Below are 21,667 nucleotides of genomic sequence, written 5' to 3'. Positions count from 1 at the left end.
ATTTGGCCGATTCGTCGTTATCTCCCCGGCAGGCCTGTGGTTAGACTCCAGGCTTCCTTCGGAGATAAAGCTCATGGATACCTACCTGAGTCCCAGCCGCTTCATCGATAGTGACCACCCTGCGGTGGTGGAGTTCGCCGAAAAACACCGTGGAACCCGTGCGAACTTAAGTGACCAGGCAGTCAGCCTCTACTACGCCGTGCGTGAGGCGATTCGCTATAACCCCTACACCTTCAGCCGCGACCCAGACACATTAAGTGCCAGCTTCGCCTTGGCCAGCGGCGAAAGCTATTGCGTGCCCAAGGCCACCTTGCTCGCCGCCTGTGCGCGCCACTGCGGCATTCCGGCGCGCATCGGCCTGGCGGATGTACGCAATCATTTGTCGACGCCGCGCCTGATCACCTTGCTCAAGAGCGACGTATTCGCCATGCACGGCTATACCGAGCTTTACCTCAACGATCGCTGGGTCAAGGCCACGCCTGCGTTCAATCAGCAGTTGTGCGATGTATTCGATGTGCCGCCGCTGGACTTCGATGGCATCCACGACAGCGTTTTCCACGCGTTCAATCGCCAAGGCCAACGTTCGATGGAATATGTGGTCGACCACGGGCAATTTCCTGACGTGCCCGAGGCGTTTTTCTTCGCGCATATTCAGCAGTGTTACCCCCACTTGTTCAGCGAGGACATGCCGACCCTGCTGGGCGATATGCAGAGCGATTTAAGCCGCGCGTGAACCGGCGTATGCTGCTGCGTTCATCAAGCCATGTTCATCAACAATAAGGCGCGGTCATGCTGAAAATCTGGGGTCGTAAAAATTCATCAAACGTCAGGAAGGCACTGTGGTGCGCCGAGGAACTCGGCCTGGACTATGAAGCAATTGATGCGGGCGGGGCTTTTGGTGTGGTCGATACGCCGCAATATCGGGCATTGAACCCCAACGGTCGGGTGCCGATGATCGAAGACGGCGATTTCGTGCTGTGGGAGTCCAATACCATCGTGCGCTACCTCTGCGCCAAGCAGGCGTCCAGCTGGTATCCGACAGAGGTGAAAGCCCGGGCCAACGCGGAAAAGTGGATGGACTGGACCACGTCGACTTTCGCCGAACCGTTCAAGATCGTGTTCTGGGGCGTGCTGCGCACCCCGGCGGAAAAACAGAACTGGGACAACATCCATGCCGGTCGCCAGGCCTGTATCGATGTGCTCAAAACCGTTGATGAAGCGCTGGCTACACAGCCGTATCTGTCGGGCAGCGAGATCGGCATGGGCGATATTCCCCTGGGCAGCTTTATCTACGCCTGGTTCGAAATGCCCATCGAACGGCCTGCGATGCCCAATCTAGAGGCCTGGTATGCGCGCCTGCAACAACGTCCGGCCTACCGCAAAGCGGTCATGACTGCGTTGACTTAATACCCACTATTAATACGGGTGACTGTACTTGTGCGGCGCGGGCAAGCACCATGCTTGTCATGCGCCGCCGTTGAACTACCTGGGCTGCGCCCCCATCTACTCTTTCTATTCCCTTCTTTGGTGCGTATTCCGATATGAGTTCCGCTCTGTCCATCCGGCAGCTAACCAAAACCTACGGCAACGGTTTCCAGGCCCTGAGTGGTATCGATCTGGACGTTGCCGAAGGTGACTTCTTCGCCTTGCTCGGCCCTAACGGCGCCGGCAAATCCACCACCATCGGTATCCTCTCGACCCTGGTCAACAAGACCAGTGGCACGGTGAATATCTTCGGCCATGACCTGGACAAATCCCCGGCGGCGCTCAAGCGTTCCATCGGCGTGGTGCCCCAGGAATTCAACTTTAACCAGTTTGAAAAGACCTTCGACATCGTCGTGACCCAGGCTGGCTACTACGGCATTCCGGCGAAAGTCGCCAAGGAACGCGCCGAGCAGTACCTGACCCAGTTGGGCCTGTGGGACAAACGCGACGTGCCTTCGCGTTCGCTGTCCGGCGGCATGAAACGCCGCCTGATGATCGCCCGCGCACTGGTGCATGAGCCGCGCCTGCTGATCCTCGACGAGCCCACTGCCGGCGTGGACATCGAACTGCGTCGCTCGATGTGGACCTTTCTCACCGAGCTGAACGAGAAGGGCATCACCATCATCCTCACCACCCATTACCTGGAAGAGGCTGAGCAGCTGTGCCGCAACATCGGCATCATCGACCACGGCACCATCGTCGAGAACACCAGCATGCGTAACCTGCTGGGTCAGTTGCATGTGGAAACCTTTTTGCTCGACCTGAAAAACAACCTGTCGGCGCCGCCGCAACTGCTCGGCTACCCGAGCCGCCTGGTGGACAGCCATACCCTGGAAGTGCAGGTGGACAAGGCCATGGGCATCACCGCGCTGTTCACCCAGTTGGCGGCCCAGCAAATTGAAGTGCTGAGCCTGCGTAACAAAACCAATCGCCTTGAGGAGTTGTTCGTGTCCCTGGTGGAGAAAAATCTGGCGAAGGTGGCGGTATGAGTTCCGAACTGCAACCCAACCTCGTCGCGCTGCAAACCATCGTCTATCGCGAAGTGAAGCGTTTTACCCGGATCTGGCCGCAGACCCTGCTGCCGCCGGCGATCACCATGGTCCTGTACTTCGTGATCTTCGGTAACCTGATCGGCCGGCAGATCGGTGACATGGGTGGCTTCACCTACATGGAGTACATCGTGCCGGGCTTGATCATGATGTCGGTGATCACCAACTCCTATGGCAACGTGGTCTCCAGTTTCTTCGGCAGCAAGTTCCAGCGCTCCATCGAAGAATTGATGGTGTCGCCGGTGTCGCCCCACACCATCCTGATCGGCTACACCCTGGGCGGTGTGCTGCGTGGCTTGATGGTGGGCGTGATCGTGACCCTGCTGTCGCTGTTCTTCACCCACCTGCAGGTGCATCACCTTGGAGTCACCATTCTGGTGGTGGTGCTGACGGCGACGATCTTCTCGCTGCTGGGCTTCATCAACGCCGTATTTGCGCGTAACTTCGATGATATTTCGATCATCCCGACCTTCGTGCTGACGCCGCTGACCTACCTGGGCGGGGTGTTCTACTCCATTACCCTGCTGCCACCGTTCTGGCAGACCGTGTCGCTGGCCAACCCGGTGCTGCACATGGTCAACGCGTTTCGCTACGGCATCCTGGGGGTGTCGGATATCAAGATCAGCGTGGCGATCACCTTTATGATCGTCGCCACGGTGGTGTTGTATATCGGCTGTGCGCGGTTGTTGGTGAGCGGGCGTGGGATGCGTACCTGAGCAGCGATCCGCAATGAAAAAACGGCCTCGGATGAGGCCGTTTTTTTTTGCACCGCTGTGGGAGCTGGCTTGCCTGCGAAGGCGGTCTGACAGCCGACCTGGATGTTGGATCTGATCGGGTACATATCCGTTATTTGGGTAACGGCTGGTATTGGTTCCGCCCTTACGGCGGGTCACTTTGGAAAAGCCCCAAAGTAACCAAAGGGCTCTTGCCCCAACACTCGGCACCTCGCCTAGGCTCGGTGTGCCCGTAATCCGACAGGTATTTGGGGGGCCGCCGCCACGCGCCATCCATGGCGCGGGGCGGCTAAACCGACATCCCTGCCGGTTTACCCCCCCAAATCCCTGTCGAATTCCGGCCAGCGTGTTTGACGGGGCGCCTAGGATCAAGATCAAAAGCAAGAGCACGGCGGCCTGACAGCCGGCCTGAGTGGTTGGATCAAAGGCAGGTAGGTGTAGGAACTGGCTTGCCGGCGATGCAGGCGGCTCGGTATAGCAGGTACACCCAGCGTTATGCCTTCGCCGGCAAGCCGGCTCCTGCAGGGGAGGTTCAGGCGTTGAGTGCCAGTTCGATCAGGGCGTGCAGTTCTTGCACTGTCAGCGGGGCGTTCGAAAATAGAATGCGAAACACCGTTGGCGCTGCGATCAGGTTGATCAGGTGGTCCACGCTCGGCGGCGTGCTTTGCGGGTAGCGATCGACAATCGCCTGCAACTGCCCACTCAGGATGCTCACGCAGTATCCCGGCGTGATCGTGCACTGCAGGTCGCGCATCATGTTGCGGCCCGGCTCCGAACTCATTTCATCCAAGTATTGCTCGGCCCAAGCCTGCAGGTCGCCGCGCAGGCTGCCGGTGTTGGCGGGTTCGCTGTCGGGGCGCATGCGCGCCAGGGCCACGTCCGCGAGCAGCACGGAGAGGTCGCCCCAGCGCCGGTAGATAGTCGAGGGCGTGACGCCTGCGCGTGTGGCAATCATGGGCACGGTGACGCTGGAGCGCTCGTGGGCTTCCAGCAGTTCACGCACCGCCGAATGGACGGATTCTTGTACCCGGGCACTGCGGCCCCCCGGGCGAAGGCCTTCTTTTATCGCCATGTTTGTGACCTTAACACAAAGAATTTGCTTTAAGCGCTGGCGGGTAGCACACTCTGCAAAAGCAAAATATTAGCTTTAGCGGAGCGTGTGCATGTCCAGTCCTGTTTCCCATCGTTCCAGCCTGGTGTTTCTCGCGATCACCTTGCTGACCTTCCTGGCCGCTTCGAGTGCGCCGACGCCGTTGTACCACCTGTATCAGGAAGGCCTGCATTTTTCGGCAGGCATGCTGACGCTGATCTTCGGTGTCTACGCCCTCAGCCTGCTGGCGGCGCTGTTGACCGTCGGCTCTTTGTCGGACCACCTGGGGCGCAAGCCGGTGATTTTTGCTGCGCTGCTCCTGGATATGCTGGCGATGCTGCTGTTTATCAATGAAGGCAGCGTGGCCTGGCTGATTGCCGCCCGCACGTTGCAAGGGTTTGCCACTGGCATGGCCACCGCCGTATTGGGCGCGGCACTGCTCGACACCGACCGCCAACAGGGCCCGCTGGTCAACAGCGTGGCGCCGCTCTTGGGCATGGCTTGCGGGGCGATGGGCAGCAGTCTGCTGGTGGAATTCGCGCCCCTCCCGACCCAGTTGATCTACTGGACATTGCTGGCCTTGATGCTGTTGCAGGCCCTCTACGTATGGCGCCTGCCGGAAACGGTGAGCCGCATCCCCGGCGCACTGGCGTCGCTGCGCCCAACATTGCATGTACCGCCCCAGGCGCGCCGGGCGTTGTGGCTGTCATTGCCGGTGGATGTGGCGGTGTGGGCGATGGGTGGCTTCTACTTGTCACTGGCCCCGTCGCTGGTGCGGGCCGCCACCGGGTCTACCTCCAACCTGATCGGTGGCGGCCTGGTGGCCGTGCTGACCCTGAGCGGCGCGTTGATGATCTTTACCTTGCGTAATCGTCCGGCCGACAAGGTGCTGCGTCTCGGCGCCGGCTTGCTGGCCATCGGTGTAACGCTGATCCTCACGGCGGTGCACAGCGCCAGCCTGCCCCTGTTCTTCATCGCCACGCTGATCGCCGGCAGTGGCTTTGGCGCGGGCTTTCTTGGCGCCTTGCGCAGTGTGGTGCCGTTGGCCTTGCCCCACGAGCGCGCGGGGCTGATGTCGGCGTTCTATGTGCTGAGCTACCTGGCGTTCTGCTTGCCTTCGTTACTGGCGGGCAACCTGATTCGCAGCTTTGGCCTGATCGCCACCACCGACGGCTACGGCGCGGTCCTCATCCTGCTGGCTGTCGGTGCGCTCATTGCCTTGCTGTTGCAGGATTCGGCGCGCGTGCGGGCGACGACAGGCGGCTGATGGGTAATAATCAGTGCCCGTATCCGCCTGATCGAGATTCGCGCATGAAGATCATCCGCAGCAAGGACTTCACCGGCAGCCGTGCCTGGGAGGCGCTGGACATCGCCAACATGAATGGCATCACCACGCGCCTGCACTGGACCGACCAGCCCTATCGCTGGCATATCAACGACGGCGAAGAAGTGTTTGTGGTGCTCGATGGCCGGGTGCAGATGCACTACCGCGACAATGGTTTCGAACAGGTGGCGGAGCTGGGCGTCGGGGACATCTTTTACGCCAGCGTCGGCACCGAGCACGTGGCCCACCCGCAAGGGCCGGCGCGGATTCTGGTGATCGAGTGCGAAGGCAGCGTCTGACGATATATAGGTAAAGTAGATAACAGATAGAGATATTACCCGTTATATAGATATTCGATTCGGTTCTACCATGGTCTCACCCTCATGCGAGGAAGAGGATTGCCATCATGACCTGCTCGAATAGCATCAGTTACAAACCCTTCAGTCACCTGACCCATCCACGGGAAGTGATCCGCCAGTTCACGCCGAACTGGTTTGCCGCCACCATGGGCACTGGTGTGCTCGCACTGGCCCTGGCGCAGTTGCCAGTCAACCTGCCTGGCCTGCACGCCATCGCCGAGGCGTTGTGGTTGTTCACTGTTGGCCTATTTGTGTTGTTCAGCGTGTTGTACGCGGCCCGCTGGGTGATGTTTTTCCACGAGGCGCGGCGTATTTTCGGTCACTCCACCGTCTCGATGTTTTTCGGCACCATCCCCATGGGGCTCGCGACGATTCTCAACGGCTTGCTGTTATTTGGCCTGCCGCGCTGGGGCGCCGGTGTGATACCGCTGGCTGAAACCCTGTGGTGGTTGGACGTGGGCATGGCCCTGGCCTGCGGCGTGCTTATCCCCTTCATGATGTTCACCCGCCAGGAACACAGCATCGACCAGATGACCGCCGTCTGGCTGCTGCCTGTGGTTGCCGCTGAAGTTGCCGCGGCCAGTGGTGGGCTGCTCGCGCCGCACCTGGCAGACGCGCATTCGCAACTGGTGATGCTGGTGACCAGCTATGTGCTGTGGGCGTTTTCGTTGCCTGTGGCGTTCAGCATCCTGACCATCCTGATGCTGCGCATGGCCCTGCACAAACTGCCCCACGCCAATATGGCCGCGTCGAGTTGGCTGGCCCTGGGTCCCATCGGCACCGGTGCGCTGGGCATGTTGCTGCTGGGGGGCGATGCGCCGGCGATCTTTGCGGCCAATGGCCTGCCGGGTGTCGGTGAGATCGCCAACGGCCTCGGCCTGGTAGCGGGCATTACGTTGTGGGGCTTCGGCCTGTGGTGGATGCTGATTGCGGTGCTGATCACCCTGCGTTACCTGCGCGCCGGTATCCCGTTCAACCTCGGTTGGTGGGGTTTCACCTTCCCGCTGGGCGTGTATGCCCTGGCGACGCTGAAGCTGGCGAGCCTGCTGCACCTGGGGTTCTTCAGCGTTTTTGGCAGCGTGCTGGTGGTGGCATTGGCGCTGATGTGGCTGATCGTGGCCAAGCGCACCGTGCAGGGTGCCTATAAAGGTGAGCTTTTTGTTTCGCCTTGCATTGCAGGACTAGCGAATAAGTAAGCCGGATTAGGTAAAGTCGTGGCCTGACAGCTTTTACAAAAAAACAGGCCACGCAGGAACACGGACGATGAGCCACCCCTCGCAATTCACCTTGCTGCGCACACGGCGTTTCCTGCCGTTTTTCATCACCCAGTTGCTGGGCGCTTTCAACGACAACATCTTCAAGCAATCGCTGATCCTGGCCATTCTCTACAAGCTCACTATCGACGGTGACCGCTCGATCTGGGTCAACCTCTGCGCATTGCTGTTTATCCTGCCGTTCTTCCTGTTCTCGGCCCTGGCCGGGCAGTTTGGCGAGAAATTCAACAAGGACGCGTTGATCCGCGCGATCAAGATCGGCGAGATCGTGATCATGGCCGTGGGCGCGACGGGCTTCCTCACCAACCACCTGGAGCTGATGCTGCTGGCGCTGTTTGCCATGGGCACTCACTCGGCGCTGTTCGGCCCGGTGAAGTACTCGATCATGCCCCAGGCATTGCATGACGATGAGCTGGTCGGCGGCAACGGCCTGGTGGAAATGGGCACGTTCCTGGCGATCCTGGCCGGCACCATCGGCGCCGGGATCATGATGTCGTCCACCCATTACGCCCCCGTGGTGTCCGTGGCGATTGTCGGCGTAGCGGTGCTGGGTTACCTGGCCAGCCGCAGCATTCCGCGCGCGGCCGCGTCGACCCCGGAACTGCGCTTGAACTGGAATATCTTCAGCGAGTCCTGGGCCACCCTGCGCTTGGGCCTGGGGCAGACGCCGGCCGTTTCGCGCTCCATCGTCGGCAACTCGTGGTTCTGGTTTGTCGGTGCCATCTACCTGACGCAGATCCCGGCCTACGCCAAGGAGTGGTTGTACGGCGACGAGACCGTGGTGACACTGATCCTCACGGTGTTCTCGGTGGGTATCGCACTGGGCTCGATGCTCTGCGAAAAGCTCTCCGGGCGTAAGGTGGAAATCGGCCTGGTGCCGTTCGGCTCATTCGGCCTGACCGTGTTTGGCCTGCTGCTGTGGTGGCACTCCGGCGGCTTCCCGCAGAACGTGCAGGCCAACGATTGGCTTGCCGTGCTCAGCTACGGCCAGGCGTGGTGGGTGCTGTTCGATATCCTCGGCCTGGGTGTATTCGGCGGCTTCTACATCGTGCCGCTGTATGCACTGATCCAGTCGCGTACCGCCGAGAACGAACGCGCGCGCGTGATCGCCGCGAACAACATTCTCAACGCGCTGTTCATGGTGGTCTCGGCCATCGTGTCGATCCTGCTGCTGAGCGTGGCCAAGCTGTCGATCCCGGAACTGTTCCTGGTGGTGTCGCTGCTCAACATCGCGGTCAACACCTACATCTTCAAGATCGTCCCCGAGTTCACCATGCGTTTCATGATCTGGCTGCTCAGCCATTCCATGTACCGCGTGGAGCATCGCAACCTGCAGGCGATCCCGGATGAAGGCGCGGCGTTGTTGGTGTGCAACCATGTGTCGTTTGTGGATGCACTGTTGATTGGCGGCGCGGTGCGTCGGCCGATTCGCTTCGTCATGTACTACAAGATCTACCGCTTGCCGGTGCTCAACTTCATCTTCCGCACCGCCGGGGCGATTCCGATTGCGGGGCGCAACGAAGATATCCAGATCTACGAAAAGGCCTTCACGCGCATTGCGCAGTATTTGAAGGAAGGGGAGTTGGTGTGCATCTTCCCGGAGGGCAAGCTGACCGCCAATGGCGAGATGAACGAGTTTCGCGGGGGCGTGACGCGCATCCTTGAAGAAACGGCAGTACCGGTGATTCCGATGGCGTTGCAGGGGTTGTGGGGGAGTTTCTTCAGCCGCGATCCGAACAAGGGCTTCTTTCATCGCATCTGGTCGCGGGTGGTATTGGTGGCGGGCGAGCCGGTGGCGGTCGAGTCGGCGACCCCGGCGCAGTTGCAGGAGAAAGTTACTCAGCTGCGCGGCACGGTCCTGTAGGAGCGCGGCTTGCCGGCGATGGCTATCTTCAGGCCGCCATCGCCCGCAAGCGGGCTCCTACAAGGGTTATGTGGAGATTTTCAGGCCAATAAGCCCACAAATGATCAACGCCACGCTGGCCAACCGGAACAACGCCATGGATTCCCCAAACAGGATAATCCCAGCGATCACAGTGCCCACTGCACCCACGCCGGTCCAGATGGCATAGGCGGTGCCCAGAGGCAGTTCCTTCATGGCGAGCCCCAGCAGGCCAAGGCTGATGGCCATGGCGGCAATCGTCAGGGCGGTGGGGAGTGGCTTGCTGAAACCGTCGGTGTACTTCAGGCCGACGGCCCAGCCGACTTCAAACAGACCCGCGAAAAACAGAATGATCCAGGACATGATGACCTCCTAACACTAGGTGGGGTCGTCCCCGGAGTAGTCGCTTGAGCGCGTCGCGGGGTCGTCCCCGCGAAGCGCGTTAGAGTGCCGAAAAGTGCTCGGCTGATCAAGTTTGCGGGGTGTTCTCCAGGGCGCGACGGTCTTCCTTTTCGCTCATGCGGCGGAAGTAAGTCGACAGCAATGCACCGGAGATATTGTGCCAGACACTGAACAAGGCACTCGGCACCGCCGCCAGCGGCGAAAAGTGCGCACTGGCCAGCGCGGCGCCCAGCCCGGAGTTCTGCATGCCCACCTCCAGCGCCAGCGACTTGCGCTGCGCCAACGGCAACTTGAACACGCGGCCGGTGAAGTAACCCAGCAGGTAACCAAAGCTGTTATGCAGCATCACTACCGCCATGATCAACAGGCCCGACTCGGCAATCTTCGCCTGGCTCGCCGCCACCACCGCCGCGACGATGATCACGATGCTCACCACTGACACCAGCGGCAATACATCCACCGCATGGCGAACCCGTTCACCGAGTACACGTTGCGCCAGTACGCCGAGCACGATCGGCAGCAACACCACTTGCAGGATCGACCAGAACAGCTCCATGAACGACACCGGCAGCCAGGCCGAGGCCAGCAGCCAGATCAATGCTGGCGTGAGCAGCGGGGCGAGGAGGGTGGTGACGGCGGCGATGGCCACCGACAACGCCAGGTCGCCACGGGCCAGCCAGGTCATCACGTTGGACGAGGTGCCGCTTGGGCAGCAACCGACCAAGATCACGCCGACGGCGATTTCCGGGGGGAGATGGAAGGCCTGGCACAGCAACCACGCCACGCCCGGCATGATCACGAAATGCGCAACCACGCCCAATGCCACACGCCAGGGGTGGCGGGCGACTTCGGCGAAGTCATCGAGTTTGAGGGTCAGCCCCATGCCGAACATCACCAGGCCCAGCAGCGGGACAATGGCGCTTTTAAGGCCAATGAACCAGCCGGGTTCGAGGAAGGCGACGACGGCGAAAATCAACACCCAGTAGGCGAAGGTATTGCCGACGAAGCGGCTCAAGGCGGCGAGTGCGCGCATGGGGATGTCCTTTTTTGTTGGATTCGATCAAATGTGGGAGGGGGCTTGCCCCCGATTGCAGTCTGTCAGTCATAGGTGTTTTAACTGACAGAATGCTATCGGGGGCAAGCCCCCTCCCACATTTTGAATTTCACACGGTTTAGATACCCTGCGGAGTCTCTTCACCGCCCAATGCTTCAACCAGCGCCGGCAAGAAATCGCCGAACGTCAGCATCATCAGGGTAAAGCTCGCATCCAGTTGGCCCAGGGCCTCGTCGCCGCCGTCCTGTTCCGCCTGGTCTTGCAGCAGGTCTTCGAACTTCAGGCGCTTGACGGTCATTTTGTCGTCGAGCATGAAGGACAGCTTGTCCTGCCAGGCCAGGGACAATTGGGTCACGACTTTGCCGGTGGTCAGGTGCAGTTGGATCTCTTCGCCGGTCAGGTCCTGGCGCTTGCAGCGCACGATGCCGCCGTCTTCGTGGGTGTCGCGCAGTTCGCATTCGTCGAGGACGAAGAAGTCATCGGCCGGCTTCTGGGTGGTGACCCAGTCGGTCATGATTGCGGTTGGCGCAGTTTTCACCGTGAGCGGGCGAACGGGCAGGGTGCCGATCACTTCACGCAGGGTCGACAGCAGGTCTTCAGCGCGTTTCGGGCTTGCCGAGTTGACCAGGATCAGGCCCTGTTTCGGCGCGATGGCGGCGAAGGTGGAGGAGCGACGGATAAAGGCGCGTGGCAGGAAGGCCTGGATGATTTCATCCTTGATCTGATCGCGTTCCTTTTTATAGACCTTGCGCATCTGCTCGGCCTCGATTTCTTCGACTTTCTCTTTCAGTGCGTCACGCACCACGCTGCCCGGCAGGATGCGTTCTTCCTTGCGTGCAGCGATCAGCAGGAAATCACCGCTGACGTGAACCAGGGGAGCGTCTTCACCTTTACCAAAAGGCGCGACGAAACCATAAGTGGTCAATTCCTGGCTCGCGCAAGGGCGCGCCAGTTTGGTGGCCATGGCCGCTTCCAACGCCTCGGCATCAACAGGCAGATCTTGGGTCAGGCGATAGATAAGCAGGTTCTTGAACCACATGGGGTGAGTCTCTCCTTTATACAAAGGGGGGCATTATTCTCTTGATAACGTCCCAGGCCAACCCTGCCTAAGCCATTGGAAGCTATCAAAAAAAAGATTTCAGAAAGTGCTTGCCAGACTTAAGGTCGCTCCGTAGAATGCGCGCCACACCGAAACGAAGGGTGATTAGCTCAGCTGGGAGAGCGTCTGCCTTACAAGCAGAATGTCGGCGGTTCGATCCCGTCATCACCCACCATTCGCTTCATGTGTTACGCGCAGCGGTAGTTCAGTCGGTTAGAATACCGGCCTGTCACGCCGGGGGTCGCGGGTTCGAGTCCCGTCCGCTGCGCCATATTCGGTAACCTGGAACACTGAACGCCAGGTCACCACAGGAAGCCCGCTCAATGAGCGGGCTTTTTGCTGTCTGGGGTTTGCAAAACCAAAAAAACGCCGCCGATCATTTCCGATGATCGGCGGCGTTTTTTATGGGGCAATCAGAAATCCCAGCGAGTGGTGACCATGAAGTTGCGCGGCTCACCGTAAGCGGCCGAGTTATAGAAGCCGATGTTGGTGTAGTAGTGCTTGTCGAAGATATTGTTGACGTTCAGCGTCGCCGACAGGTTTTTGCTGACCTGATACTTGGTCATCAGATCCACCAGCCAATAAGCATCCTGGGAAAACTCTTCATACCCACCCTTCGGTGAGTTGTAGATGTCCTGCCAACCCACGCTTTGCCAACGCACACCACCGCCGACGGTCAGTTTGTCCAGGTTGCCCTTGAGTTTGTAGGTGGTGAACAGCTTGACCTGGTCTTCGGGTTCGAAGGTGGAGATCTTTACGTCCTTGTCGTCGCGCACCACCTTATGGGTGTAGCCGGCCTGGAGTTGCCAGCCGGGGGCAATCTCGCCGGACATCTCCAGTTCATAACCCTTGGTGACGGCCTTGCTGCTTTTATAGGCGTAGTTGTTCGGGATCGGTGTCTGGTTGTTGTATTCGTCGTCGGAGAGTGCGCGATTGGACTCGCGGATTTCAAAGTACGCCGCGCTGGCGTTCACCCGTCCGTCGAGGAAGTCGGCTTTCACGCCCAGTTCCCAGTTCTGGCCTTCATCCGGTTCCAGCAACTTGTTGTCGCGATCGCGGTTGTAGTTTTCCTGCGGCATGAAGATATCGGTGTAGCTGGCGTAGACCGCGTACGTGTCGTTGAGGTCGTAGACGGCGCCGATGTACGGGACGAAACGCCCGGACTCGCGGTAGTTGGGGTTGTAGCCCGTGACCTGATAATTGACCACGCGACCGCCCAGCAGCAGCTTGAGGTCATCGGCGAGGTTCAGTCGCGTGGTCACATAGGCACCGGTCTGGCGCACGGTGTCATCGGTAAGCGATTGCGCCTTGCCCCAGTCCGGTATCGTGGCGTGGCCATGCCAGTTATTGAAGTCGACGATATTGGGGGAGAGGTTCCAATAGCCTTTGCCTTTCCATTCCGATGCGCTGATCGAGCCGCCCAACACCAGTTCATGCTCGCGACCGCCGAGGCTGAATGGGCCGCTGAAGTACAGGTCGGCGGAATCGCTGACGGTTTCCCCGGTGTACTTGCCCGAGGTGAGTTGCGCGGTGCCATCCGGCTGCGGTTGGTCGCCCTGGATCGAGCCCATCAGCGCGTGATAGCCGTTGATCTTGTGATCCAGTTGCAGCTTGGTGACCCAACCATTGCCCAGGTCGTGTTCGAGCATGGCGAATACGGTGCGGGTGTATTGCTCCCAACTGCTCCACTCCGCGGCGTTGTTGAACGAGCGCTTGACGCTGTTGCGGTCGCCCTTGGAGTTGATCAGCGGGAAACTGCCCGACCACGATGAGCCCTTCGGCAAGGTGTCCTGGTAATCGCCGCCTACGGTCAGCAGCGTATCGGGTGACAGGTCGAACTCCATGATGCCGTAGTACGTCGGGCTCTTGCGCGAGTAGTGGTCCATGAACGAATGCTTGTCCTGATAGGCCGCCACGGCGCGGCCACGCACGTTGCCGCTTTCGGTCATGGGGCCGCTGACATCCAGCTCGCTGCGGTAGTTGTCCCACGAACCGGCGCCGAGGGTCGCGTGGCCCTGGAAGTCTGCGGTGGGTTTCTTGCGCACCAGGTTGATCGTCGCGCCCAGTGAGCCTGCACCTGTGAGCAGGCCGGTGGCGCCCTTGAGCACTTCGACACGGTCATAGATCGCCATGTCGCTCAAGGTGTTGCCCGCCGAGTAAGCGACGTTGCGTGCGGTCGAGGGGATGCCGTCGTATTGGAAGTTATTGATGGAAAAGCCCCGGGCGTAGTAGTTGGTACGCTCGGTGTCGAAGGCCGAAACGGTGATGCCGGGGGTATGGCGCATCACGTCGTCGACGTTGTTCAGGCCGAAGTCATCCATGTGCTGACGGGTGACCACGCTCACGGACTGCGGGGTTTCCTTGGGCGTCAGCACCAGGCGTGTGGAGGTCGCGATGGTGCCGGGCGTGTAGGAACCGGTGCCTTCGGTGACGTTGCCCAGCTGGTTGGCGGTGACGGCAGTCGGGCTCAGTTCCATGGTGCCATTGCCGGCGATGGGGGCGGGTTGCAGGGCGTATCCCTGAACGCCTTGCACGGCGCGGTAGCCGCTGCCTTCCAGCAACCTGTCAAACCCGTCCTGAATCCCGTAATTGCCTTTCAAGCCTGGGCCTTTGAGGCCCTCCAGTTCGTGGGACTGGAACACGATGGCCACACCGGCCTGCTGGGCGAAGCGGTTGAGCGAACTGCCCAGCGGTCCGGCGGGGATGTCATAGGACTGGGCGGCGACACTGACGGCGTCCGCCTGGGCCAGGCCGATGTTCAAGGTGCCGGCAGTGAACAGGGCCAAGGAAAGCGGTGCACTTTTCAGTAGCCGAAAGCGTCCGCGTGGGTAGGAAGGGGTGTGCATGGTGAAGGCAGTCCTTTATGTGTCGAATTACCTTCCTTGACGGGCAGCCTCGGAAAAACCGGAAGCAAATGCGAATAATTATTTATTGGGTGCTGGCTCGGGGCCAACCACGATCAGCCATGGAGTGTAGGACTGCACCCGGATCGGCAGCGTTTGCGCGAGTAATTGCAAAGCCTGGTCGCTGTCATCCAGGGGAATCACGGCAGACACGCGCAGGCTTTGCAGCGCGGCGCGATCAAACTGCACGCGGCCGCTGCGGTGCCGGGCGATTTCGTCGAGCACGTCGGGCAAGGGTTGGTTCTCCACCACCAATTGATGGCGGCGCCAGGCTTCGTTGATGCTGCTCGGCTCAACAGTGCCGGCCAGGCGCACTTGGTTCGCGTGCATCAGGGCTCGCGACCCTGCATCGACTTCCAGTGTCTGCTGGCCGTTCGCGCTTTGTGCCGCCACGCGCGACTGGAGCATGCTCAGCACCGTGACATCACCTTCGCGCTTGACCACAAACCGTGTGCCCAGCGCACGCAGCGTTCCTTGGGGCGTCTGCACGACAAACGGCCGGGTGCTGTCGTGGGCGACTTCCACCAGGATTTCGCCTTGCAACAGCTCGATACGGCGCTGCTGGCTATCAAAATGCAGGTTCGCTGCGCTGATGCCATTGAGCGTCAGTGTCGAACCGTCCGCCAGTTGCAGGGTTTGCCATTGGCTCGGGCCATTTCGTACATCGGCCATCCACTGCCGCGGATAGGGGCTGATCAACAAGGCCGCTGCTGGGATCGCCAGGCTGCACGCCAATACCAGCGCGCGCAGGGCGTGCTTGCGGCGACGGGTTTTCGGCTGCGCAAAGGCCGCATTCAATGCGGCGCGGGCAGGGGCTTTTTTACCGCGCAAGGCCTGCATGCGCGAAACCATAGTTTCCATGCGTGCGGCGGCTGCAGCGTGATGCGGGCCTTGTTGCTTCCAGCGCTCGAACGCCTGCTGCTGGGCCTCGTCCCATTCGCCGTCGTGCAGGCGCAGCAGCCATTCGGCGGCTTGTTCTTCGACGTCCGACATGCTCGATCAGGTGTCCATGCTGTGGCTGCAATGCATAAGCGCCTGGATCAGGTACTTGCGCACGGTGCGTTCCGACAACTTGAGCTGCCGGGCGATCTGTTGCTGGGTCATGTCTTCGAGGTAATACAGCACGAAGGCCTGGCGCGAGTATTCGTGCATGCCTTCCAGGATAAAGGCGATCTGTTCGAGGGCTTCGAGGGTGGTGTGGATTTGCTCCGGGGATTGGAACCCTTCGAGCGTGTCCACCGTCAGCGCCAATTCCTGCAGGTAAGCCTGTTCAATCTGCTTGCGCCGCGCCTGGTCAATGAGCAAGCGCCGGGCGGTGGTGCTCAGGTACGCGCGGGGTTCGCGAATGCCGGCGACGGATTCACGCGCGTTCAAGATGCGTGCAAACGTGTCCTGCGCCAGGTCGGCGGCATTCTGTCGACAGCCCAGCTTGCGTCTTAGCCAAGTGAGCAGCCAACCATGATGCTCGCTGTAGAGCTGGGTAATTTCCCGTTGGAAGGGCGGTTCACCCGCAGACATAGGCGTGGCTCAGGTGTTATTGAGAATGGTTTTTAATTGTGCGGCCAAGGGGCGGGTAAACGCAATAGACTCGCGTTTGAAGGCGTAGAAGCCCGTTTTTGCTGGGTTTTGTCGTGCCTGAGAAAATATTTCAAATAAATTGCATTTAAATCAAGACATTGCGGATTTTTGGTGTATGATGCCGCCCACACCGAAACGAAGGGTGATTAGCTCAGCTGGGAGAGCGTCTGCCTTACAAGCAGAATGTCGGCGGTTCGATCCCGTCATCACCCACCATTCGTTTTACGTGTTACGCGCAGCGGTAGTTCAGTCGGTTAGAATACCGGCCTGTCACGCCGGGGGTCGCGGGTTCGAGTCCCGTCCGCTGCGCCATATTCGGTAATCTGGAACACTGAACGCCAGGTCACCACAAGAAGCCCGCTCATTGAGCGGGCTTTTTTTCGTCTGCGATTTCTTCTTCTTATGCCCTGTCAGTGTGCACTGCTTATTCGTCCTGAACTGTACGGGTGCGCCATGACGTGAGGGAATACCCCCATGCTCATTGGTTGATTGCGCCGTCGGACGCTTAAACGTTTATCTATAGCCACGCGAAGACTTCCAGGCGAGTGACCGGCAGCAGGATGCTGCGGGGGCTCGCTCTCCAACATAAAAATAGTCTGCAAGGGGAATGGCTCTCTATGAAATATCCACTGCGTCCGTTGGTGTTCTGGCCAACGTTCCTGATCCTGCTGGCGGCGGTGATCGCCAGCTACGTCGACCTGAATGCGTTCCTTGCGGTCAGCAAACAGCTCAACAACCTGATCCTGAAAAACTTCTCATGGCTGTTCAGTGCAGGCTCGTTTGCCATGGTGGTGCTGACCGCTGTCGTGTACTTCTCTGCACTGGGCAAGGTGCGTATCGGCGGTGAAGATGCCCAGCCTCTGCTGAGCAAATGGCGCTGGTTCATGGTGGCGCTGTGCACCACCCTGGCGGTGGGCGTGCTGTTCTGGACCACCGCCGAACCGCTTTACCACCTGTACGGCCCACCCACCAGCCTGCCGATCGAGGCGGGCAGTTCGGCGGCGAAGAGCTTTGCCATGTCGACGATGTTCCTGCACTGGACCATCACGCCTTACGCCATCTACCTGGTGCCCTCGTTGGTGTTTGCGTTGGTGTTCTACAACCGTCGCAGCAATTTCTCCATCGGTGCCATGCTTGAACCGTTGCTGGGCGAAGCGCGGGTCCGGCGCTATGCCGGGCTGATCGACACCCTGGCGATGTTCGCCCTGGTGGCCGGCATGGCCTCGTCCCTGGGCACCGGCGCGTTGACCCTGGCCGGCGGCCTGGCCCAGTACATCGGCGGTGAAACCACGCCGTTTCGCCTGGCTATCATCATTGCGATCATCGTCATCACCTTTGTCGCGTCGGCCGCCAGCGGTCTACAGAAAGGCATTGTGATGCTGTCCTCGTTCAACACCTGGATCATGCTGGCCCTGGGGCTGTTTGTGCTGCTGTGCGGGCCGACCCTGTACATGTTCAGCCTCGGCGTCGAGTCCTTGGGCGTGTACCTCGACACCTTCTTCAGCCGCAGCCTGTTCACCGGCGCCGCCAGTGGCGACACCTGGCCGCACAGTTGGACGGTGTTCTACTGGTCGGTGTGGTTTGCCTGGGCGCCGGTCAGCGCGTTGTTCCTCGGCAAGATCGGCCGTGGCTACACGGTGCGTGAATTCATTCATATCAACATGCTCTACCCGGCGTTGTTCACGGCGGTGTGGATCTGCATCTTCTCCGGCACCAGCCTGTACTTCGATGCGCTGGGCGACGGCAGCCTCAACCGTGTGCTGAACGAGCAGGGCGTGGAACACGTGCTGTACCAGATGTTCCAGCAACTGCCGGCCAGCGGCGTGATGATCGCGTTCCTGCTGTTCGTCGCGTTCATCTCTTTTGTCACTGCCGCGGACTCCAGCACCGACGTTATCGCCAACCTGTGCAGCAAAGGCGTGACGGCCGATTCTGACCTGGACGGCAACCCGCTGCTGAAGATTGTCTGGGGCCTGATCATCGGCTCGGTATCGTGGGTGATGGTCGCGTTTGTCGGCATCGATGGGGTGAAGATGCTCTCCAACCTCGGCGGTCTGCCGGGCATGATCCTGGTGTTGCTGGCCAGTACTTCGCTGATCTTCTGGTTGAAAAATCCCGCATTGCTGGATGTGAAACGCCTTCAGCGTACCCCCGAGACGGAACTGCGCGGCGCTAGCCCGGTGCCGGATTTCGCCCGCTGATCGATTGAATCGCTGTAGGAGTTACTGATGGAAATCGTCACTGAATTTGCTTACACCGTGCGCGAAATCGAGCACTGCCTGATCCCCTTGAAGGATGGTACTCAACTGGCCGCCCGCATCTGGTTGCCGGAAGTCGCCGGTGTGCAGACCTTCCCGGCAATCCTGGAATACCTGCCGTACCGCAAGCGCGATGGCACCGCCGTACGCGATGCGCTGACTCACCCGTGGATGGCGGGGCAGGGCTACGTGTGTGTGCGGGTGGACATGCGTGGCAACGGCGAATCCCAGGGCCTGATGGCCGATGAATACCTGCTGCAGGAACAGGAAGACGCCCTCGAAGTGATCGACTGGCTGTGCCGGCAACCCTGGTGCGACGGCAATGTCGGCATGATGGGGATTTCCTGGGGCGGCTTTAACGGCCTGCAAGTCGCGGCACGCCAGCCCGAGGCGTTGAAAGCAATCATCACCTTGTGCTCCACCGATGACCGCTTTGCCGACGACATCCATTACAAGGGTGGCAACCTGTTGATGGAGAATTTCGGCTGGGCCGCGACCATGCTCAATTTCAGCGCAGCGGTGCCGGATCCTTTGCTGGTGGGCGACGACTGGAAAGACCTCTGGCACCAACGCCTGGAAACTATGCCGCTGCTGGCCGAAACCTGGCTGCAACACCAGACCCGCGATGACTATTGGCGCCACGGCTCGGTGTGCGAGGACTATTCGAAGATCAAGGCGGCCGTGTATGCCGTGGGCGGCTGGGGCGATGCCTACCGCAACACGGTTTCGCGCCTGATGGAAAATCTGCCGGGCCCGAAGAAAGCCATGATCGGCCCGTGGATCCACAAGTACCCGCATTTTGCCGTGCCCAACCCGGCCATCGGCTTCCTGCAAGAGGCCAAACGCTGGTGGGATCACTGGCTCAAGGGCATCGATAACGGGGTAATGGATGACGCAGCCTGCACCTTTTACCTACAGGATATTCTGCCGCCGAAGGGCAGTTATGCCGAGCGGCCAGGGATCTGGGTGCAGACCTCGGGTTGGCCGGATCCGCAGGTGCAATGGACGGATTTCAGCCTGGGCGATCAAGGCCTGAGCGCGGGCTCACAGCCCTTGGCGGCGCCGCGCAGCCTCTGTTCGCCGCTGACCACCGGCCTGCACCAGGGCGAGTACTGCGCCATCTGGTTTGGCCCCGATGGCCCAACGGATCAACGTCGCGATGACGCCCATTCGTTGTGCTTCGACTCCCTGCCGCTGACCGAGCCGCTGGCGTTGCTCGGCGATGCACGTCTTACGTTACGCCTGGCAAGCGACACTTCCTGTGGTCAATTGGTCGCCCGGCTGAATGCGATAGCGCCGGACGGGCAAGTCACCCAGATCAGCTACGGTGTGCTTAATCTCACACTGCGTGAGGATTTTTCCCAGGTAACGCCGGTAGTCCCCGGTGAACCCATGGACGTGCAGTTAAACCTCGACCACATCGGCATGCGCCTGCCCGCCGGCTACCGTTTGCGTCTGGCGCTCAGCACGGCGAGTTTCCCGCTGCTGTGGCCGAGCCGTGAATTGACCACCCTGACGTTGCTACCCACCCTGCAAAGCCTGCAACTGCCGATATTCAAAGGCGAGGCGGTGGACTGCCCGTTCGAAGCACCGCAGTCGGCTACGCCGGTAGCGATGGAGGTCCTACGCGCCGCTGCGCCGAAACGCACCTTGATCGAAGACGTCGGCAGTGGTGAAGTCTGCGTGAAAATCGAAGATGACTTGGGTTCGGTGCGTTTTACCGACCATGGCCTGTCGGTGGACCAACGTTGCACCGAGCAATACCGCACCTTGCCCTGGGATCCGCTGTCGACGCAGGCTGACATTGAATGGCACTACCGAGTCGGCCGCGACCAGTGGGCCGTGGAGGTGGAAAGCCATTTGAGCGTGCACGCCGACGCCGAGTGGTTCTACATCGAAGCGGAGCAGACCGCCTGGGAAAATGGCCAGCTTGAGCACCGTAGGCAATGGAGTAAGCGCGTGGCCAGGGTCGCACTCTGAGCAGGCAACTGGCAGGATGCTCGCCAACGTGATCTCTGCGGGCCTGGGGTAACCTGGGCCCGTTATTGCCAATGGACTTGCTCATGTCGCGCCGAAACGTTGATCTTCCTCCCCTCAATTGCTTGCAGACCTTCGAAGCGGCCGCCCGCCATTTGAGCTTTACCCAGGCGGCCCACGAACTGAATCTGACCCAAAGTGCGGTCAGCCGGCAGGTCAAACGTCTCGAAGAAGACCTGGCCCGTCCACTGTTCTATCGGCTGGCCCAGGGCTTGAGCCTGACACCCGCTGGGGTGCGTTATTTCCGTACCGTCCAACGCCTGTTGCGCGAGCTTGATCGCGAGTCCGCCGAGTTGCGCAGGCGCGGTGCCGATCGCCAGTTGACCCTGGCCAGCACGCCCACCATCAGTTCCATATGGCTGGCCGGTCTGTTGCCGCAGTTCCAGCACGACCACCCGGACTTGGATATCCGCATCCTGTGCAGCGAAAGCCCCAGCCACTTGGATGTCAGCGAATATGACCTGGGCCTGTTCTATCACCTGGATGAATTGGCCGCGCCCCACGGCCTTGAACTGTCGCCGGTGTTCGACAGCGAGCAGGTCATCACCGTGTGCAGCCCTGGTTACCTTGAGCGTCACGGCCCGATTCGCGACCTGCACCACTTGCTGCACGCTCATACCCTGCTGATCGTCGAGGACCACCACCACGACTGGTTGACCTGGGCCGACTGGTTCACTGATGCCGGAGCCGACTATTACACCCCGCGTCATGCCTTGAGGACCAACAGCTATCAACTGTTGATGCAATCGGCGGTGATGGGGCATGGCGTCGCTTTGGGCTGGAAGCGCTTGCTGGAAAGCGACCTGGATTCCGGGCGTCTGCAAATGGCCTTGCCCCACAGCATGCACAGTCGCGGTCGCCTGCACCTGATGCAACCGCACCACCGCAACCCGCCGGCGGCGGTGCGTAGTTTTCGCCAGTGGTTGCAGGCTCGAACGGCAGAGGCAGGACAGGTCGGATAAGGCTCAGTGCTGGCCGGTTTTTTTCTTTTTGGTCTGGCGTGTCGCCAGGTGTTCGAAGCAAAAAGAAGCGGTGCCGAACACGGCGATCAGGGTCAGTACGATCATGCCGAGGGTTGAGCTTTCCACGATGACTTCCTACGGGTGTTGGGGTAGGTGCTCAAGGTAGAGGCGAGGTGA

Annotated in this window: 19 protein-coding genes and 4 tRNA genes; 15 read left to right on the top strand and 8 right to left on the bottom strand. The window is 60.3% G+C overall.

Translation table 11 applies throughout. The annotated features are described in order from the left end of the window. The first annotated feature begins 73 nt into the window (after positions 1-73). The 4 genes from ACP7C6_RS12410 to ACP7C6_RS12395 all read left to right on the top strand — a co-directional run bounded on the left by ACP7C6_RS12410 (position 74) and on the right by ACP7C6_RS12395 (position 3,250). Complete coding sequence (locus ACP7C6_RS12410; RefSeq protein WP_236319060.1) at positions 74-733, top strand: transglutaminase-like domain-containing protein; 660 nt, start codon at positions 74-76, stop codon at positions 731-733. A 56-nt stretch (positions 734-789) separates the two neighbouring features. Next, complete coding sequence (locus tag ACP7C6_RS12405; RefSeq protein WP_122684530.1) at positions 790-1,407, top strand: glutathione S-transferase; 618 nt, start codon at positions 790-792, stop codon at positions 1,405-1,407. 134 nt (positions 1,408-1,541) lie between these two features. Then, complete coding sequence (locus ACP7C6_RS12400; protein ID WP_028615762.1) at positions 1,542-2,474, top strand: ABC transporter ATP-binding protein; 933 nt, start codon at positions 1,542-1,544, stop codon at positions 2,472-2,474. Continuing rightward, positions 2,471-3,250 (top strand): ABC transporter permease, encoded by a 780-nt coding sequence (locus tag ACP7C6_RS12395; protein WP_005786689.1) that lies wholly within the window; start codon positions 2,471-2,473, stop codon positions 3,248-3,250. The genes ACP7C6_RS12400 and ACP7C6_RS12395 overlap by 4 nt, the downstream gene beginning before the upstream one ends. Positions 3,251-3,800: 550 nt before the next feature. Here the strand turns inward: ACP7C6_RS12395 and ACP7C6_RS12390 are convergent. Further along, complete coding sequence (locus tag ACP7C6_RS12390) at positions 3,801-4,340, bottom strand: TetR/AcrR family transcriptional regulator (protein ID WP_028615763.1); 540 nt, start codon at positions 4,338-4,340, stop codon at positions 3,801-3,803. A 91-nt stretch (positions 4,341-4,431) separates the two neighbouring features. Here ACP7C6_RS12390 and ACP7C6_RS12385 point away from each other — a divergent pair, with 91 nt between their 5' ends. The 4 genes from ACP7C6_RS12385 (at position 4,432) to ACP7C6_RS12370 (ending at position 9,179) form a co-directional block, all read left to right on the top strand. After that, the gene (locus tag ACP7C6_RS12385) at positions 4,432-5,625 is read left to right on the top strand and encodes an MFS transporter (protein ID WP_028615764.1); all 1,194 of its coding nucleotides are present in this window, start codon (positions 4,432-4,434) and stop codon (positions 5,623-5,625) included. A gap of 44 nt (positions 5,626-5,669) precedes the next feature. Then, entirely contained in the window at positions 5,670-5,981 is a 312-nt protein-coding gene (locus tag ACP7C6_RS12380) for a cupin domain-containing protein (protein WP_028615765.1), read from the top strand. A gap of 107 nt (positions 5,982-6,088) precedes the next feature. Further along, positions 6,089-7,237 carry a TDT family transporter gene (locus ACP7C6_RS12375; protein ID WP_028615766.1) on the top strand — a complete coding sequence of 383 codons (1,149 nt, stop codon included), beginning with the start codon at positions 6,089-6,091 and terminating at the stop codon, positions 7,235-7,237. A 67-nt stretch (positions 7,238-7,304) separates the two neighbouring features. Continuing rightward, complete coding sequence (locus ACP7C6_RS12370; RefSeq protein WP_078047680.1) at positions 7,305-9,179, top strand: MFS transporter; 1,875 nt, start codon at positions 7,305-7,307, stop codon at positions 9,177-9,179. Positions 9,180-9,245: 66 nt separating this feature from the next. Here ACP7C6_RS12370 and sugE read toward each other — a convergent pair whose 3' ends face one another. The 3 genes from sugE to rdgC form a co-directional block, all read right to left on the bottom strand. After that, positions 9,246-9,560 (bottom strand): quaternary ammonium compound efflux SMR transporter SugE, encoded by a 315-nt coding sequence (gene sugE, locus ACP7C6_RS12365; RefSeq protein ID WP_003237114.1) that lies wholly within the window; start codon positions 9,558-9,560, stop codon positions 9,246-9,248. Positions 9,561-9,666: 106 nt separating this feature from the next. Continuing rightward, on the bottom strand, positions 9,667-10,632 hold the full coding sequence (locus ACP7C6_RS12360) for a bile acid:sodium symporter family protein (RefSeq protein WP_426108809.1): 966 nt from the start codon (positions 10,630-10,632) through the stop codon (positions 9,667-9,669). Between the two features lie 139 nt (positions 10,633-10,771). Continuing rightward, a complete protein-coding gene (gene rdgC / locus ACP7C6_RS12355; protein ID WP_005786703.1) occupies positions 10,772-11,692 on the bottom strand; it encodes a recombination-associated protein RdgC in 921 nt (306 codons plus the stop codon). 159 nt (positions 11,693-11,851) lie between these two features. Here rdgC and ACP7C6_RS12350 point away from each other — a divergent pair. Together ACP7C6_RS12350 and ACP7C6_RS12345 are read left to right on the top strand one after the other, a co-directional pair. Further along, positions 11,852-11,927: transfer RNA gene (locus ACP7C6_RS12350), tRNA-Val, on the top strand. Positions 11,928-11,946: 19 nt separating this feature from the next. Then, positions 11,947-12,023: transfer RNA gene (locus ACP7C6_RS12345), tRNA-Asp, on the top strand. A 142-nt stretch (positions 12,024-12,165) separates the two neighbouring features. Here ACP7C6_RS12345 and ACP7C6_RS12340 read toward each other — a convergent pair. The 3 genes from ACP7C6_RS12340 to ACP7C6_RS12330 form a co-directional block, all read right to left on the bottom strand. Continuing rightward, positions 12,166-14,598 carry a TonB-dependent siderophore receptor gene (locus ACP7C6_RS12340; RefSeq protein WP_426108808.1) on the bottom strand — a complete coding sequence of 811 codons (2,433 nt, stop codon included), beginning with the start codon at positions 14,596-14,598 and terminating at the stop codon, positions 12,166-12,168. A 78-nt stretch (positions 14,599-14,676) separates the two neighbouring features. Next, entirely contained in the window at positions 14,677-15,648 is a 972-nt protein-coding gene (locus ACP7C6_RS12335; protein ID WP_311895508.1) for a FecR family protein, read from the bottom strand. A gap of 6 nt (positions 15,649-15,654) precedes the next feature. Further along, positions 15,655-16,173 carry a sigma-70 family RNA polymerase sigma factor gene (locus tag ACP7C6_RS12330; protein ID WP_028615770.1) on the bottom strand — a complete coding sequence of 173 codons (519 nt, stop codon included), beginning with the start codon at positions 16,171-16,173 and terminating at the stop codon, positions 15,655-15,657. 200 nt (positions 16,174-16,373) lie between these two features. On the opposite strand from ACP7C6_RS12330, the gene ACP7C6_RS12325 reads away from it, so the two are divergent. The 5 genes from ACP7C6_RS12325 to ACP7C6_RS12305 all read left to right on the top strand — a co-directional run bounded on the left by ACP7C6_RS12325 (position 16,374) and on the right by ACP7C6_RS12305 (position 21,490). Continuing rightward, positions 16,374-16,449, top strand: a tRNA-Val gene (locus ACP7C6_RS12325). 19 nt (positions 16,450-16,468) lie between these two features. Further along, positions 16,469-16,545 (top strand) — tRNA-Asp (locus ACP7C6_RS12320). A gap of 305 nt (positions 16,546-16,850) precedes the next feature. Then, positions 16,851-18,434: a BCCT family transporter gene (locus ACP7C6_RS12315; protein WP_068932507.1), complete on the top strand. Its 1,584-nt coding sequence runs from the start codon at positions 16,851-16,853 to the stop codon at positions 18,432-18,434. 27 nt (positions 18,435-18,461) lie between these two features. Continuing rightward, positions 18,462-20,471, top strand: a complete 2,010-nt coding sequence (locus ACP7C6_RS12310; RefSeq protein ID WP_311895510.1) for a CocE/NonD family hydrolase — start codon at positions 18,462-18,464, stop codon at positions 20,469-20,471. Between the two features lie 83 nt (positions 20,472-20,554). Continuing rightward, positions 20,555-21,490, top strand: coding sequence for a LysR substrate-binding domain-containing protein (locus ACP7C6_RS12305; RefSeq protein ID WP_305384441.1), 936 nt, complete (start codon positions 20,555-20,557; stop codon positions 21,488-21,490). Positions 21,491-21,493: 3 nt separating this feature from the next. Here the strand turns inward: ACP7C6_RS12305 and ACP7C6_RS12300 are convergent, their stop codons facing one another. After that, positions 21,494-21,616, bottom strand: coding sequence for a hypothetical protein (locus ACP7C6_RS12300; protein WP_256348291.1), 123 nt, complete (start codon positions 21,614-21,616; stop codon positions 21,494-21,496). Positions 21,617-21,667: the final 51 nt, after the last annotated feature.

Source organism: Pseudomonas sp. TWR1-1-4 (assembly GCF_049897165.1).
GTDB classification, from domain to species: Bacteria; Pseudomonadota; Gammaproteobacteria; order Pseudomonadales; family Pseudomonadaceae; genus Aquipseudomonas; species Aquipseudomonas canadensis.
This window is presented reverse-complemented; position numbering and strand designations above follow the sequence as displayed.